Origin of the sequence: Paenibacillus wynnii (assembly GCF_030812855.1) — a bacterium.
GTDB classification, from domain to species: domain Bacteria; phylum Bacillota; class Bacilli; order Paenibacillales; family Paenibacillaceae; genus Paenibacillus_AQ; species Paenibacillus_AQ wynnii_A.
On sequence record NZ_JAUSTK010000030.1, the window covers coordinates 47,928 to 63,143 of the forward strand.

A 15,216-nucleotide genomic window follows, 5' to 3' on the forward strand; every position below is an offset into this window, starting at 1 on the left:
GTTGAAACAGGTGAAAAGCGGTCATGATTCCACAATATCTGGTAGATTTCGACCTACGGGAGATTCCTACCATCAATACGGATTGTATTATTGTCGGCTCAGGTATTGCCGGTTTATTCGCAGCTATTAAAGCTAGTCGAGATCGGCGTGTCGTTTTGATTACCAAGAAATCTTTAATGGAAAGCAATACCCGATACGCACAGGGAGGAATTGCAGCTGTTATAGCTGAGGATGACTCCCCGGAGTATCATCGGCAAGATACTTTAATGGCAGGAGCAGGCCTTTGTTCTTCAGCTGCAGTAGATGTCCTTGTCAATGAGGGACCGGAAGGCGTGCATGAACTGATCCGATTAGGCACATTATTTGATCAGGAAGACGGCGTGTTGGCGTTGACCCAGGAAGGGGCACATAGCCACCGTCGTATTTTGCATGCTAACGGTGATGCAACTGGGTATGAAATTGTCCGGGCATTGGCGGAGCAGGTTGAGGAGAATGACAATATTGAGATATGGGATGATCACTATGTGATTGATCTTATCACCGAATCAGGCGAATGCCTGGGTGTCTTGATGCAGCAGCCCGGAGGAGGCCGATTGTTCCTCCAAGCGGATGCTACCATTCTATGTTCAGGTGGAGCAGGACAGCTCTATCGGTATACTACTAATCCAGAGGTGGCCACCGGTGACGGGGTTGCTATTGCATACCGGGCTGGAGCTCATATTCGGGATATGGAGTTCATTCAATTCCATCCAACAGCATTAAGTTATCCAGGAGCCCCGCGTTTTTTAATTTCCGAGGCGGTACGTGGAGAAGGTGCTGTATTACGTAATATCCACGGTGAGCGATTTATGGATCGCTATCATGAACTGCTGGAGCTGGCCCCGCGCGATATCGTCGCTCGAGCTATTGTCAGTGAGATGGAAATAACCAAGTCCACCTTTGTGTATTTGGATATTACGCACGAATCTCCAGATATGGTGAAGCATCGATTCCCGACTATATATGAGACATGCATGAGTTATGGCCTTGATATTACAAGTGATTGGATTCCTGTCGCTCCGGCTGCGCATTATATGATGGGGGGCATCAAGACGGATTTGAACGGAGAGAGCAACATCTCCCGGCTTTTTGCCTGCGGAGAGGTCTCCTCTACAGGTGTACATGGAGCCAATCGTCTGGCCTCGAATTCACTTTCAGAGGCCATTGTATTTGGTCGGCGTATCATTGAACGTGTAAGACAGCTTGCACCTCTTACGCGTAACAGCTTCTCAACTGACTTCATAGAAGCGCGGACCGAACACCCGACCCAAGCCATTGTGGAACGGCGGCTGAAGCTGCAAAAGATTATGGTCCGCTATGTCGGACTGCGTCGAAATGAGGAAATGCTCACCAAAGGGCTTGAAGAATTAAAAAGGCAGCTGCCGATCTTCGGGTCAGTACTGACGAAACGTGAAGAATACGAATTTGCAAATATGCTGACTTGCTGTCTACTGGTAACGGAGTCGGCATTGGCGCGTGAGGAGAGCCGCGGAGCCCATTACCGTGAGGATTTTCCGCAGCGTAATGATACGCAGTGGCGTAAGCATTTGCTCCAAATTCGCGATCTGGGAATAGTGGAGGAATTAAGCGATGATGTTTAACGGATATAATGAAGAGCTTGTGCAATCCATCAAGGGTTGGCTGCAGGAAGATGTGGGGTCCGGAGACGTGACTACCCAAACTACAATTGTTGCCGGACATGAATCCAAAGGAATTATTCATGCGAAGGAAGCCGGAGTCATCTGTGGACTTCCCGTAGCCGAACTGGTTTTCGAGGTAGTAGACCCGACCTTAACTTTTACAGCTATGGTTCAAGAGGGTCAAAGGGTTGCCAAGGGCACTGTCCTTGCTGAGGTAGAAGGCAGTACACATGCCATTTTGACCGGGGAAAGGCTTGCCCTTAATCTAATGCAGAGATTGTCAGGCGTTGCCACACGGACGTCCTCTTTCGTTCAGGCACTCGATGGCCTGCCAACGCGATTGGTTGATACGCGTAAGACAACACCGGGTCACCGGAGACTGGAGAAATATGCAGTACGAGTCGGCGGTGGAGCCAATCACCGGTTCGGATTGTATGATGCAGTTATGATCAAAGACAATCATATTAAGGGAGCGGGCGGTATCCGTCAGGCCGTAGGACGTGCTCGTGCAAACATCCCGCATACGATGACTATTGAAGTAGAGACGGAAAGTCTGGAACAGGTGGAAGAGGCGATAGCTGCCGGAGCAGATATCATCATGCTCGACAATATGTCTCCCGATATGATGAGAGAAGCCGTGAAAAGGATTAAAGCCAAAGCTCCTCATGTTAAAACAGAGGCTTCGGGAAATGTGTCACTGGAAACGGTACGCGATATGGCTCAGTCAGGTGTGGATGTCATCTCTGTGGGGCGGCTTACTTATTCTTTCTCCAGCCTGGATATCAGTTTGGATCTGAATGAGAAGAAGGAGGGCCCGCTGTCATGATGCTCGCAGTCGATATCGGCAACACGAATATTGTGCTCGGTGTATATCGGGGGCGTGAGCTGCTGCATCATTTTCGGCTGAGTACTGCGCGTCAATCAACCGTAGATGAATACGGAGTATTGATTCACAATCTGTTTCATATGTCAGATCTCTCCACTAAGGATATAGAAGGGGTTATTATCTCATCGGTTGTTCCCCCGCTGGTTCAGGTGATCGTGGACATGTGTGTAAAATATATTGGTCATGATCCCTTGCTTGTAGGGCCTGGAATTAAGACAGGGCTTAATCTTCGCTATGAGAATCCACGGGAAGTGGGTGCTGACCGAATTGTGAATGCAGTAGCCGCTATCGAACAATATAAGTGCCCGCTCGTTGTTGTTGACTTTGGGACAGCAACCACGTTTGACTGTATTGATGCAGGCGCCAATTATCTCGGCGGTGCTATTGTTCCCGGGCTTGGCATCTCTACAGAAGCTTTATACCAACGGGCATCCAAGCTGCCGCGTATTGAGCTGGAGAAACCTAAGAAGGTTATCGGCCGCAACACCGTACATGCCATGCAGGCCGGGATTATTTTTGGCTATGCAGGCCAAGTGGAAGGCATCGTAAGACGGATTAAGGTGGAAATGAATGCTCCGCAGCTGAAAGTAATTGCAACAGGAGGCCTCGCCTCGTTGATTGCCGGTGAAACAGAGTGTATCGATGAAGTGAATCCAATGCTTACACTTGAGGGTCTGCGCATTATTTATGATCGCAATAAATAAAGATAAAGAACAATAGAGATACAAGGAATAGGAGGAGTATGGGTCCATGGAAAAAAAGAAGGACCGGCTGATCCGGGGTACGGCGCTAAATGGTAAGGTTAGAGCTTTTGCCGTCCGTACAACAGAGCTAGTCGATGAATTGCGGCGCAGACATGATACGTACCCAACGGCTACAGCTGCCCTCGGCCGTACAGTTACCGCTGCGGCCATAATGGGAGCCATGCTCAAGGGTGAAGAAAAGCTGAATATAATCGTCAAGGGCAATGGACCGCTTGGGCAAATTGTAGCGGATGCCAATGCTTTGGGAGAAGTACGGGGATACGTTCATCATCCGCATGTTCATTTGCCAAGCAACAGCTTAGGTAAACTGGATGTGGCAGGCGCCGTAGGAACAGAAGGATACTTGGATGTAGTTAAGGATCTCGGAATGAAAGAACCCTACAGAGGCAGTGTTCCAATCATTTCCGGAGAACTTGGCGACGACTTCACGTACTACTTTGCTGTCTCCGAGCAGACTCCGGCTGCGGTAGGTTTGGGTGTGCTTGTGGATACGGATAACTCCGTTATCGTTGCTGGAGGCTTCATCATCCAGCTGCTTCCGGGACTGACAGATGCTGAGATTACAGAGATTGAACATACTATAAGCACCATGCCTTCTGTAACGACATTACTGGATCAGGGTCTTGAGCCGGAGGATATGCTGAGGTTTCTTTTTCCGGATGCCGTTGTAATGGAAGAGTTGGATATTCGTTTTGCTTGTCAGTGTTCGCGTGAACGAGTAGAGCAGACACTGGTCAGTCTGGGTAAGCAGGAATTGGAACGTTTAATTGCAGAGGATGAACAAGCTGAGGTTGTATGTCACTTTTGCAACGAAGCTTATGTTTTTAATAAGGATGAAATGCAGGTCATTCTCGACCAAGCAAAATCGTAAGGTATGGGATCATGACGAGACAGGAACGAACGCTGCGTAAGGCCGTGGGAATACTTGCTGCTGCGACTCTCCTACTTGGTTTACTGCTTATTTGGAGCTTGCGTGCTGGTATAGACTTAGGGGACAGCGGAAAAAGCGGGGAATCTTCAGAGGTCGCTTCAATTGGTGGCCAATCGGTTAGTGAACAGCAGTGGATAGATGAGCTTACGAATAAGCATGGTGACGAAGTGCTGTTGGGTATACTGAACCGTATAGCGGTTGAAAAGGAAGCCAAGGCACTGGGAATAAGCGTAACGGCAAAAGAAGTTGATCAGGCACTTAGAAATACCATGGCCGGTTATAGCTCGGAGCAGCAATACTACGCTCAAATGCAATCTGAGTTAGGATTATCTCGGCAGGAGGTTCGCGAGGAAAGGGTCTACCGTCTTACTCTGCAAGCCGTTGCTACGGCTGGTATTGTCATTAATGACTCGGATATTAACGAGTATCTGAAGCAGAACGAGGATCGTTTTCGTCCTAAAAAAATAATCGATCTCTCCATGATCAAGGTCCGAACCTATGCTGAGGCGGAAGGGGTCATGGATCGGCTGGATCGTGGTGAAGATTTCTCTGCGCTGGCAAAAGAGCTTTCCATCGATGAGGAAAGCGGCGCGCGGGGCGGAAGTCTGGGAGCCGTCGAGGAGGATGATCCATTTTGGCCGGAAGAGTTGCTCACGACAGCTGCGGGTCTCGATGCAGGGGATATAGCGGGTCCGCTTCAGGACGATGACAGCTACGCCGTCATTCGTGTTGAGCGTATTACATCGCCGGAAATGCCAAGTGACAAAGAAATCAAGGCACAGATTCGCCGTGAGATGGCCCTTGAGCAAGCGGCTCCTTTGCAGCAGGTAGAAAGTGATTTACGAGCTAAATACGATGCGGCAATATATATTGACAATCGTCCACAAGATTGATAATATGATATTAATCTAAAACCTACTGATTTACTCGGAAATAACAACGGCGGCCGGTTACTTCAACCGCTGTGCAGCGCTCCAACTTGTGTGCTGCGGTATTGAATATCCTGGTGATAATATCCTTCATATCGAAGGATAAGCCGTTTTTTTTATACACCCGGACTCACATGCTGAAGACGATGTCACAAGTTACGTACTTATACCCATTTATCATTTCAAGGAGGTTTTTGCTCATGGCTAAAGTCGTTAACAATGTAACAGAACTGATCGGGGGCACACCGCTTGTACGTCTAAACCGGGTTGCACCTGAAGGAGCAGCAGATATCTATCTGAAGCTTGAATATCAGAACCCAGGCTCCAGCGTTAAAGACCGTATCGCAATTAGCATTGTCGAAGAAGCGGAGAAGGACGGCCGTTTGAAACCGGGCGATACCATTGTGGAAGCCACTAGCGGCAACACAGGAATTGGCTTGGCACTCGTAGCTGCAGCCAAAGGCTATAAAGTTGTTATTGTTATGCCTGAAACGATGAGCTTGGAGCGCCGGAATCTGCTGCGTGCATATGGAGCGGAATTGGTACTAACTCCAGGATCCGAAGGTATGAACGGTGCCGTTAAGAAAGCAGAGCAAATTCTAAGCGAGAATCCTGGTTTCTTTATTGCTGAACAATTTAAGAATCCTGCGAACGTTAAGATTCACCGCGAAACGACTGGACCAGAAATCGTGGAAGCGATTGAGTCTATCGGAGGAACACTGGATGCCTTCGTAGCGGGTATTGGTACAGGCGGTACTATCACCGGAGCTGGTGAAGTGTTGAAGGCGAAATTCCCTGACGTGAAGATCTATGCTGTAGAACCTGCTGCATCTCCAATTTTGGCGGGTGGAAAGCCGGGACCTCACAAGATTCAAGGAATTGGTGCTAACTTCATTCCTGAGATTCTGAATCAGAATATCTATGATGAAATCATCCATGTGGAGAATGATGAAGCCTTTGAAATGGCGCGTCGTGTTGCCAAAGAAGAGGGTATCTTAACAGGGATCTCTTCAGGAGCGGCAGTAACTGCAGCGATCAAGGTCGCTAAAGAACTGGGCGCCGGCAAACGTGTAGTCGTGATTATTCCTAGTAACGGAGAACGTTACCTGAGTACACCTTTGTACAACTTTGAAGTATAATTGCCCGTGAATTAACTACAGCAATTATGTTAAATAAGAGCCTTCGTAACCACTAATAAGTGGCTGCGAGGGCTTTTTTAGAAAAATAAATGAAAATGAAGCTGATTCTTTCAGCAATAAGACTTTTCAAAGTACTTCGGGTAAAGTATACTGACAGGCAATATACTAATGGCGAAAACATCTTGTTTTAGGGGGATGGACTTGGAGATTCTAACATCAATGCAACAATGGGAGCAGTGGGCCGGAGAAGGCTGGACTATGCTGTCCTTTATTATAGAATCCGAGCAGGGAAAGGGAGGGTTACCTTCCTCTTGGACAACAGCATGGGAAATGGCATCCCCTTATTCGGTTGTGCTGGAGAGTGGTAAAGGTGGGCGCTATACCTACTTAGGTCTAACTCCGGTATCTATTCTTAAAGGAAAGGATACGACCGCCGTAATTCTAGAACCGCTTGGAGATTTAAATGGTAACGTACAGGAGATTTCAAGATTGAATGGACATCCGCTGGAGATTTTGGAGACGTGGATGGCCCCCTTCACTTCTCCGCGTATACAATCAACAAGAATTCCTCCGTTTACAGGTGGGTGCATCGGTTTCCTAGGGTATGATGTGGTCCGATCCCTGGAACGATTGCCGAATATTGCCGAGGATAATCCCGGATTTCCAGATTTCCTCTTTATGAGAATGGAAGAAACATGGATATATGATCATGAGGAAGACAGGATTTACTGCGCGCAGCATGTTCCAATCCCTGTAGATCTCCCTGTAGATCAACCGGAGGAATTGGAAAAGCTATATCATGTAGCTGTAGTTCGAAGCGAAGAAATGCTGAAGGAATGGCAACTGTTATCTGCAGTTCCTTCTAATATGCAGGGGGCAGATCCGGCAATTTCCGATTTGTATGCTGACGCCTCGGGAGAATGGCCCGGTATGACCTCGGCTTTCTCCCGGGAACAATTCGAAAAGGCCGTACTTGATGTGCAGGAATACATTCGCCAAGGGGATGTATTCCAAGTGAATCTCTCCCTGCGTCAGGAGGCGCGATTGAAGTCATCGCCGGAGGATGTTTACGAATGGCTGCGCAAGCTCAATCCGTCCCCTTACATGGGGCTTCTGCGGTCACCCGGCTTTACGCTGTCCAGCGCATCGCCGGAGCTGCTTGTTAAGCTGCACGGGGACCAAGTGAGCGCCCGGCCTATCGCCGGTACCCGGCGCCGGGGACTGACTCCCGCGGAGGATGCCGCCATGGAGGCGGAGCTGCGCGGGAGCGATAAAGAGATCGCCGAGCACATTATGCTTGTCGATCTGGAGCGCAATGACATCGGCCGTGTCGCGGCATATGGCTCCGTCCGGGTGCCCGAGCTTATGACTGTGGAACGTTACTCGCATGTGATGCATCTGGTCTCCCAGGTAGAGGGTAAGATAGCGGAAGGCAAAGACACATACGATGTTATTGGAGCTTTGTTTCCGGGGGGGACGATCACGGGAGCGCCGAAGGTAAGAACGATGGAGATCATTGAAGAACTCGAGCCGGTGCGGCGTGGACCTTATACTGGATCGTTAGGCTGGATTGACTATAACGGCAATATGGAATTAAATATTATTATAAGAACACTCGCTGTTAAGGACGGCATTGGTTATATTCAGACAGGTGCCGGCATAGTTATTGATTCTGATCCCTATCGTGAGTACCGTGAATGCCACAATAAAGCCAAAGCGGTAGTGAAGGCCGTACTCTGCAGTGAACTCGCGCAGAAATACCGGATCACCGAAGGCGCCGAAGGAGGAGCAACACCATGATCTTAGTCATCGATAATTATGATTCGTTTACCTATAACCTTGTTCAGTATTTGGGTGAGCTGGGAGAAGAGGTACAGGTATACCGCAATGATGAGATTAGTATTGAAGAGATTGAAAAGCTGGCACCGGATCATATTCTCATTTCTCCAGGGCCTTGTACACCCAATGAGGCGGGCATAAGTCTGGATGTACTGCATCATTTTAAGGGTGTCATTCCGATCTTTGGTGTATGCCTTGGCCATCAAGCCATTGGACAAGCATTCGGCGGTAATGTAATTCGTGCAGAGCGTCTGATGCATGGCAAAACTTCACCGATCCATCATCATGGAACATCGGTATTTGAGGGTCTGGAATCTCCATTCACAGCAACACGTTATCACTCCCTACTTGTAGAGCGTGAAAGTCTGCCGGATTGTCTGGAAATTACTGCAGAGACCGCAGAAGGAGAGATCATGGCATTACGTCATAAGGATTATCCGATTGAAGGGGTGCAATTTCACCCTGAATCCATTATCACCTCACATGGACACACCATGTTAAGTAATTTCCTGAAACGGAGAGCCGGAGAAACGGCATGAATTATATAGGAATGAATGAAGGTGTCATCGACGCTAAGGAAGCCGTGGTTTCTGTCTTGGACCATGGCCTTTTGTATGGGATGGGCCTGTTTGAGACATTCAGGACTTACGAAGGGGTGCCCTTCCTGCTCAATCGGCATCTAGACCGCATGAAAGCGGGCTGTCAGCAGTTAGGTATCCCTTTCAACATGGATCACGAGAAGCTGTTACATTGGATTACGCGCCTGATGGAAAAGAACAATTTAAAGGAAGCCTATATCCGTTACACGGTAACGGCTGGTGAGGATATCCTTGGATTACCTGCGGGAGACTACACTCATCCCAATCACATTCTATATGCCAAAGCGCTACCCTTCCTAAGGGAACAACTTTATACGCATGGCAAAGAACTCCAATTGTTAGACCTCCCGCGTAATACCCCTGAAGGTTCTACCCGCTTTAAGTCATTGCACTACATGAATAACATATTGGCCAAACGGGAGCTCTCCACTTATCCTTCCGCTGTTAATGGTGCAGAAGGGCTGATGTTAACTCCTCAAGGTGTTGTAGCGGAGGGAATTGTCAGCAATCTTTTTTTTGTGAAAAACGATGTGCTTTGTACGCCAGACCTGTCAACAGGCATTCTGCCCGGCATTACCCGGGAAATGGTGATAGCGCTCGCTGTCCAGACAGGGCTTCGGGTGGAGGAAGGCCATTACTCATGGGAGCAACTAAAAGAGGCTGATGAGATCTTCCTGACCAACTCCATTCAAGAAATAGTGCCGGTGACCTTGCTTAGTGAGAAAGAGGAACGGTACGTTGTCAGTGGAGGAAGGTCTGGACCTGTAACAAAACAATTGATTGTACTGTATAGGGAAAGGGCTGGAATACCCATATGAAACCTACGATATACAACCGAACGTACAGATTCGGTGATGATGCAGAGATGACGTTGGGAAAGCGGACCTTAATTATGGGTATCCTTAATGTAACCCCCGATTCGTTTTCGGATGGCGGCTTATGGAATAACCGGGACCGGGCGGTAGAGCATGCATTAAGAATGGCGGCAGAGGGAGCGGATATTATTGATATCGGGGGAGAATCCACTCGTCCCGGTCATGAGCCGGTAAGCTTGGATGAGGAATTGGCACGTGTACTGCCTATCATTGAAAGTATCCACTCCGCAGCGCCTCATATTCCTATATCTATAGATACCTACAAAGCAGAAGTTGCACGCAAAGCCATCGCGGCAGGAGCGCATATCATTAATGATGTGTGGGGCTGCAAAGCGGATCCGGAAATGGCAAGTGTGATGGCAGCAGCTAATTGCCCCGTTATATTGATGCACAATAGGCAAGATCGTAATTATAATAACTTAATGCCCGATATCGTCGCTGATTTAAAAGAAAGCATCAACTTGGCTTTAGCCGCAGGTGTACGGCATGAGAATATTATTTTGGATCCGGGGATTGGATTCGCAAAAGATTACCACGAGAACCTCCAGACTATGATGAATCTGGACACTTTAGCCGGACTAGGGTATCCGCTTCTGCTAGCCACATCCCGCAAAAAATTCATTCGCACAGCGCTGAATCTCCCCGTGGATGATGTAGTGGAAGGTACAGCAGCAACAGTGGCTTTTGGAATTGCCCAAGGCTGTCAGATTGTACGTGTACACGATGTAGCCCTAATCAAGAGAACTACTGTTATGAGCGATGCTATGTTATATGCAGAATCGTCAGCAGTGCAACTCTAAGACAAACACTTCGAAAAGGCGGTTGTTCCGATGGACAAAATGAAGATGCACCGAATGGAATATTACGGTTATCACGGAGTATTTGAAGAAGAACGTAAACTGGGCCAGCGCTATTACATTGATTTGGAGCTGGAGTTGGATCTGCAAGGAGCAGGCCTTAGTGATGATCTGACACTCACGGTGAATTATGCGGAAGTGCATGAGCTTGTCAAAAGTATTGTCGAAAAAAAGTCCTTTAAGCTCATTGAAGCTTTAGGAGAATATATTGCATCCTCGGTACTGGACACTTATACTGTTATAAATGCAGTAACGGTCCAAGTGACCAAGCCGCATCCGCCGTTTGATATTCATTTTCAGGGAGTGACTGTTGAGCTGCGCAGAACTAGAAAGTGAGAATTGACCCATGACTATACATTCTACCTCTGAAGAATCAGAGGCTTATATTGCTTTAGGGGCCAACTTAGGTGATCGAGAAGGCACACTGGTTGAAGCTTTGAAACGACTTAACAGCCATGAAGCCATCCGTGTAGTTCGCACTTCAGGTGTTTACGAGACAGAGCCGGTTGGCTATTTGGATCAACCGCAGTTTTTAAATATGGCGGCAGCTGTCAGAACGGCACTTGCACCGGAAACCTTGCTGGGAATCATGCTTGAGATTGAAACGGGACTTGGACGTACACGCGATATTCGCTACGGCCCGAGAACGGTAGATTTAGATTTGTTGTGGATGGAGGGGCAGTCAATGGATACCCCGCATTTAACGCTGCCGCATCCCCGTATGCTGGAGCGAGCATTTGTACTCTTTCCTCTAAGCGATATCGTGCCGCAGGATGAAGGTTCCGGGCTCCACAGTATCGTTACGTCAGCGCTGCAAGACATAGATGGAAAGGATGGAATTCAGCTTTGGACAACAAGCGTTTGGGACGACGGGTTCGGGCATTCCGTAAACTGAAGGGATACACCCAACAGGAGTTGGCGGATCGTACCGGCATTTCCTTGGCTGTGCTTGGCGCAGTCGAGAGGGGAAACAGACGATTAGAAGATCAAATTTTAAATAAAATTGCGAGTGTTTTGGAGGTTTCAACCCAAGAGCTGGCAGACCCGACTATATAACATTCATAACGCATAGGAAGTGAAAGGTATGTTGAAGATCGGCAACATTGAGATGAAGAACCAGGTTGTTCTGGCTCCGATGGCTGGTGTATGTAATCCGGCGTTCAGACTTATAGCCAAGGAGTTCGGCACAGGACTTGTCTGTGCGGAAATGGTTAGTGACAAAGCGATTATTCATGGAAATAAACGCACCCGAGAAATGCTGTTTGTTGACGATCGGGAGAAACCGCTCAGTCTGCAGATTTTTGGCGGTGACCGTGAGTCTCTGGTTGAAGCGGCTAAAGTTGTCGATAAAGAGACCAATGCCGATATCATTGATATTAATATGGGTTGTCCTGTACCTAAGGTAACCAAATGTGATGCAGGGGCTCGATGGCTGCTCGATCCTGACAAGATTTACGAGATGGTCTCGGCTGTAGTAGATGCTGTAGATAAACCAGTGACTGTGAAAATGCGTATCGGTTGGGACAGCGAGCATATATTTGTTGAGGAAAATGCACGTGCAGTTGAACGCGCCGGGGGCCAAGCTGTTAGTGTTCATGGGCGGACACGGCAGCAATTGTATACAGGTCATGCGGACTGGAATTATATCAGAATGGCTAAAGAGGCTGTCTCGATCCCGGTTATCGGCAACGGTGATGTCAATACGCCAGAGGATGCTCGGGCTATGCTGGATCAAACAGGCTGTGACGGTGTAATGATCGGGCGCGGTGCACTCGGCAATCCATGGATGCTGTATCGTACGATTCAATATTTGAGCACGGGTGAACTGATGCCTGAGCCGTCCGTAGCTGAGAAGATCAAAGTCGCTATCCTCCATATGGATCGTCTGGTGGCTCTTAAAGGTGAAGCTGTTGCCGTACGTGAAATGCGCAAGCATATGGCTTGGTATCTTAAGGGCATGAAGGCAGCCGCTCGCGTGAAGGATGTTATTATGGAAGAAATTAAACGCGATGAAATGGTGCGGATTTTGAGTGATTTTGCCGAACAATTGATTTACGATGAGAAAAAAGAAACTGAGGTCACAGGATCGGTCTTATTGAGTGTATAACCTAATTCCTTCCCTTTAAGGACGCTAAAGCTGGTTCTTCTTTATTACACCGAGCATTATATGGGGTATCATTGACATTTTGTAGCGGTTCCAATATAATTTCTCAGTATAAAATCGCCGTTACAGTAACAGCAATGCAGCAAGGAGGGTTCTTATCCCTCCAGATTCGCATATAGTTATGGTGTTTTCAATAAATGTATAACGACAGGAGAATCGGTTGAGATGAGCGATAAAGAAGTCATCCTTACACCGGACGGTCTAAGACGTCTGGAAGATGAATTGGAGACCCTCAAATCCGTTAAACGCCGCGAGGTGGCCGAGCGGATTAAGGTTGCGATTGGTTACGGTGATATCAGTGAGAACTCGGAATATGAAGACGCTAAGAATGAACAGGCTTTTATTGAAGGCCGCGTCATCACTCTAGAAAAGATGCTTCGCAATGCACGTATCATTAATAGCAGCGAGATCGTTACCGACGTGGTGAGTATCGGTGTTACCGTAAATGTTCAGGATATGGAGTATGGCGATATCATGGAATATACGATTGTCGGCTCCGCTGAATCCGATCCGCTTAACAATAAGATTTCCAACGAAAGTCCGGTGGGCAAAGCTATTATCGGTAAGAAAAAGGGAACCGTTGTTGATGTAAGTGTACCTGCTGGCGTTATTCAATATAAAATCATCGATATTAAGATGAAGTAATCATCAACCTTCGTCTGGGTTACCTGCGCAGTCGAAGGACGTTTTAGGAAAGCTTCCTTAGGGAAGCTTTTTTCAAAATTAAAGGATGTACAAGGTAAATATAGTTTAAATGGAACGGGATTGTCTTCTAACGATGATGCCGTTTCTTCTTACGTAACGCTGAGTTAATAAAAGGGGATGTAAAGCATGACAGAAGAATTGAACAACGCGGATCATCAGGAGAATGAGTTAAGTGAGTTGCTGCAAATCCGACGTGCAAAATTGGACGAGCTACGGGGATTGGGGATTGATCCCTTCGGTAAGAAATATGAGCGTACGGCTAATGCCGGAGATCTCATTGCAAAGTATGATGCTCTAAGCAAAGAGGAAATCGACGAACTGGCACTTGAAGTAAGCATAGCTGGACGTATTATGGCAAAACGGGTCATGGGTAAAGCAAGTTTCGCCCATCTGCAGGACCTTAGCGGAAGAATTCAAATCTACGTTCGCCAGGACAGTATCCCAGAAGCCCAGTATGCCGGGTTTAACATTTTGGATTTAGGCGATATTATCGGCGTAAGAGGAACTCTTTTCAAAACAAAAACGGGTGAGACCTCTATTAAGGTACATAATCTTGAGGTGTTGTCCAAATCTCTGCTTCCACTTCCGGAGAAATACCACGGCCTGAAAGACGTTGAACTGCGATATCGTCAGCGTTATGTTGATCTTATTATTAACCCTGAAGTTCAGCAGACCTTTATTGCTCGTTCACGTATTATTCAATCGATGCGCCGCTATTTGGATTCAATGGGATATCTGGAAGTAGAAACACCAACTCTTCATGCGATTGCCGGCGGTGCTGCTGCCCGTCCATTCATCACTTACCACAATACCCTTGAGATGCAGCTGTACATGCGGATTGCGATTGAGCTTCACTTGAAGCGCCTGATTGTCGGCGGTCTGGAAAAAGTGTATGAAATCGGACGCGTATACCGTAACGAAGGCATTTCAACTCGACATAATCCGGAATTTACGATGATCGAGCTCTATGAGGCTTATGCGGACTATAAGGACATTATGCATTTGACAGAGAGTATGATCGCTCATATCGCCCAGGATGTACTTGGTACGCAAAAAGTGAATTATCAAGGCCAAGAGATTGATCTAACGCCGCAATGGCGCCGTGTATCCATGGTAGATGCGGTTAAGGAAGTAACAGGCGTAGACTTCAGTGTTCAAATGACGAATGAAGAAGCGCAGGCTTTGGCAAAAGAACACCGTGTGCCCGTAGAAAAGCATATGACCTTCGGACATATCCTTAATGCCTTCTTCGAGCAGTTCGTTGAGGAGACCTTGATTCAGCCTACTTTTGTTACCGGTCATCCGGTTGAAATTTCACCATTGGCTAAGAAGAACGACCTGGACCCGCGCTTTACAGATCGCTTTGAGCTGTTTATCGTGGCACGCGAGCATGCCAATGCGTTCAGTGAGTTGAATGACCCGATTGATCAGCGTCAACGCTTTGAAGCTCAGATTGATGAGAAAGAGCAAGGCAACGATGAAGCCCATGAGATGGATGATGATTTCATTCGTGCTCTAGAATACGGGATGCCTCCAACAGGCGGATTGGGTATCGGGGTTGACCGTTTGGTTATGCTGCTTACTAACTCGGCTTCCATTCGCGACGTACTGTTATTCCCTCATATGCGTAACCGTACCGAACACTAATAAGACTACAACTGCAGTCAAGGCAAGGGATCGCTCACCTGGCGATTTCCCTTGGCTGACGTTGAAGTCACGCGCATGACCAATAATATCGAATAATATACATCTAGTTTCAAAAAAAGCTTGCAATTGATTTCTATACATGATATATTCTTATTCCGGCCAAGAAATGTTGATGCCGAGCTCGAAAAAGAAGTTGAAAAAA

The 15,216-nt window shown here is 47.5% G+C and carries 16 protein-coding genes; all 16 read left to right on the forward strand.

The annotated features are described in order from the left end of the window. Positions 1 to 23: 23 nt before the first annotated feature. The 16 genes from nadB (at position 24) to lysS (ending at position 15,014) form a co-directional block, all read left to right on the forward strand. Positions 24 to 1,640 (forward strand): L-aspartate oxidase, encoded by a 1,617-nt coding sequence (gene nadB / locus J2T20_RS21600; protein ID WP_307591403.1) that lies wholly within the window; start codon positions 24 to 26, stop codon positions 1,638 to 1,640. Then, positions 1,630 to 2,505: a carboxylating nicotinate-nucleotide diphosphorylase gene (nadC, locus tag J2T20_RS21605; protein ID WP_307591406.1), complete on the forward strand. Its 876-nt coding sequence runs from the start codon at positions 1,630 to 1,632 to the stop codon at positions 2,503 to 2,505. Before nadB ends, nadC begins: the two co-directional genes overlap by 11 nt. Further along, positions 2,502 to 3,269: a type III pantothenate kinase gene (locus J2T20_RS21610; RefSeq protein WP_307591408.1), complete on the forward strand. Its 768-nt coding sequence runs from the start codon at positions 2,502 to 2,504 to the stop codon at positions 3,267 to 3,269. Before nadC ends, J2T20_RS21610 begins: the two co-directional genes overlap by 4 nt. A gap of 46 nt (positions 3,270 to 3,315) precedes the next feature. Next, positions 3,316 to 4,200 carry an Hsp33 family molecular chaperone HslO gene (gene hslO, locus J2T20_RS21615; RefSeq protein ID WP_307591409.1) on the forward strand — a complete coding sequence of 295 codons (885 nt, stop codon included), beginning with the start codon at positions 3,316 to 3,318 and terminating at the stop codon, positions 4,198 to 4,200. A gap of 11 nt (positions 4,201 to 4,211) precedes the next feature. Then, positions 4,212 to 5,153, forward strand: coding sequence for a foldase protein PrsA (locus J2T20_RS21620; protein WP_307591412.1), 942 nt, complete (start codon positions 4,212 to 4,214; stop codon positions 5,151 to 5,153). Positions 5,154 to 5,389: 236 nt separating this feature from the next. Further along, complete coding sequence (cysK, locus tag J2T20_RS21625; protein WP_307591414.1) at positions 5,390 to 6,328, forward strand: cysteine synthase A; 939 nt, start codon at positions 5,390 to 5,392, stop codon at positions 6,326 to 6,328. A gap of 219 nt (positions 6,329 to 6,547) precedes the next feature. Next, positions 6,548 to 8,128 (forward strand): anthranilate synthase component I family protein, encoded by a 1,581-nt coding sequence (locus J2T20_RS21630; protein ID WP_373457840.1) that lies wholly within the window; start codon positions 6,548 to 6,550, stop codon positions 8,126 to 8,128. Then, positions 8,125 to 8,706, forward strand: a complete 582-nt coding sequence (gene pabA / locus J2T20_RS21635; RefSeq protein WP_307591418.1) for an aminodeoxychorismate/anthranilate synthase component II — start codon at positions 8,125 to 8,127, stop codon at positions 8,704 to 8,706. The genes J2T20_RS21630 and pabA overlap by 4 nt, the downstream gene beginning before the upstream one ends. Then, complete coding sequence (gene pabC, locus J2T20_RS21640) at positions 8,703 to 9,584, forward strand: aminodeoxychorismate lyase (protein WP_307591420.1); 882 nt, start codon at positions 8,703 to 8,705, stop codon at positions 9,582 to 9,584. Before pabA ends, pabC begins: the two co-directional genes overlap by 4 nt. Continuing rightward, a complete protein-coding gene (gene folP, locus J2T20_RS21645; RefSeq protein ID WP_307591422.1) occupies positions 9,581 to 10,441 on the forward strand; it encodes a dihydropteroate synthase in 861 nt (286 codons plus the stop codon). The genes pabC and folP overlap by 4 nt, the downstream gene beginning before the upstream one ends. Positions 10,442 to 10,471: 30 nt before the next feature. After that, the gene (gene folB / locus J2T20_RS21650) at positions 10,472 to 10,834 is read left to right on the forward strand and encodes a dihydroneopterin aldolase (RefSeq protein ID WP_036651524.1); all 363 of its coding nucleotides are present in this window, start codon (positions 10,472 to 10,474) and stop codon (positions 10,832 to 10,834) included. Between the two features lie 10 nt (positions 10,835 to 10,844). Beyond that, positions 10,845 to 11,393, forward strand: coding sequence for a 2-amino-4-hydroxy-6-hydroxymethyldihydropteridine diphosphokinase (folK, locus tag J2T20_RS21655; RefSeq protein WP_307591424.1), 549 nt, complete (start codon positions 10,845 to 10,847; stop codon positions 11,391 to 11,393). Then, positions 11,345 to 11,554, forward strand: coding sequence for a helix-turn-helix domain-containing protein (locus J2T20_RS21660; RefSeq protein WP_036651520.1), 210 nt, complete (start codon positions 11,345 to 11,347; stop codon positions 11,552 to 11,554). Before folK ends, J2T20_RS21660 begins: the two co-directional genes overlap by 49 nt. A 28-nt stretch (positions 11,555 to 11,582) precedes the next feature. Then, on the forward strand, positions 11,583 to 12,605 hold the full coding sequence (gene dusB / locus J2T20_RS21665) for a tRNA dihydrouridine synthase DusB (RefSeq protein ID WP_307591427.1): 1,023 nt from the start codon (positions 11,583 to 11,585) through the stop codon (positions 12,603 to 12,605). Positions 12,606 to 12,827: 222 nt separating this feature from the next. After that, positions 12,828 to 13,307, forward strand: a complete 480-nt coding sequence (gene greA, locus J2T20_RS21670; protein WP_036651513.1) for a transcription elongation factor GreA — start codon at positions 12,828 to 12,830, stop codon at positions 13,305 to 13,307. A gap of 186 nt (positions 13,308 to 13,493) precedes the next feature. Beyond that, positions 13,494 to 15,014 (forward strand): lysine--tRNA ligase, encoded by a 1,521-nt coding sequence (gene lysS / locus J2T20_RS21675; protein ID WP_307591430.1) that lies wholly within the window; start codon positions 13,494 to 13,496, stop codon positions 15,012 to 15,014. Positions 15,015 to 15,216 lie beyond the last annotated feature (202 nt).

Excerpts from the sequence above, each read along its gene's own strand:
- nadB (WP_307591403.1), top strand. The coding sequence starts at position 24 with ATGATTCCACAATATCTGGTAGATTTCGACCTACGGGAGATTCCTACC.
- nadC (WP_307591406.1), top strand. The coding sequence starts at position 1,630 with ATGATGTTTAACGGATATAATGAAGAGCTTGTGCAATCCATCAAGGGT.
- J2T20_RS21610 (WP_307591408.1), top strand. The coding sequence starts at position 2,502 with ATGATGCTCGCAGTCGATATCGGCAACACGAATATTGTGCTCGGTGTA.
- hslO (WP_307591409.1), top strand. The coding sequence starts at position 3,316 with ATGGAAAAAAAGAAGGACCGGCTGATCCGGGGTACGGCGCTAAATGGT.
- J2T20_RS21620 (WP_307591412.1), top strand. The coding sequence starts at position 4,212 with ATGACGAGACAGGAACGAACGCTGCGTAAGGCCGTGGGAATACTTGCT.
- cysK (WP_307591414.1), top strand. The coding sequence starts at position 5,390 with ATGGCTAAAGTCGTTAACAATGTAACAGAACTGATCGGGGGCACACCG.
- J2T20_RS21630 (WP_373457840.1), top strand. The coding sequence starts at position 6,548 with ATGCAACAATGGGAGCAGTGGGCCGGAGAAGGCTGGACTATGCTGTCC.
- pabA (WP_307591418.1), top strand. The coding sequence starts at position 8,125 with ATGATCTTAGTCATCGATAATTATGATTCGTTTACCTATAACCTTGTT.
- pabC (WP_307591420.1), top strand. The coding sequence starts at position 8,703 with ATGAATTATATAGGAATGAATGAAGGTGTCATCGACGCTAAGGAAGCC.
- folP (WP_307591422.1), top strand. The coding sequence starts at position 9,581 with ATGAAACCTACGATATACAACCGAACGTACAGATTCGGTGATGATGCA.
- folB (WP_036651524.1), top strand. The coding sequence starts at position 10,472 with ATGGACAAAATGAAGATGCACCGAATGGAATATTACGGTTATCACGGA.
- folK (WP_307591424.1), top strand. The coding sequence starts at position 10,845 with ATGACTATACATTCTACCTCTGAAGAATCAGAGGCTTATATTGCTTTA.
- dusB (WP_307591427.1), top strand. The coding sequence starts at position 11,583 with ATGTTGAAGATCGGCAACATTGAGATGAAGAACCAGGTTGTTCTGGCT.
- greA (WP_036651513.1), top strand. The coding sequence starts at position 12,828 with ATGAGCGATAAAGAAGTCATCCTTACACCGGACGGTCTAAGACGTCTG.
- lysS (WP_307591430.1), top strand. The coding sequence starts at position 13,494 with ATGACAGAAGAATTGAACAACGCGGATCATCAGGAGAATGAGTTAAGT.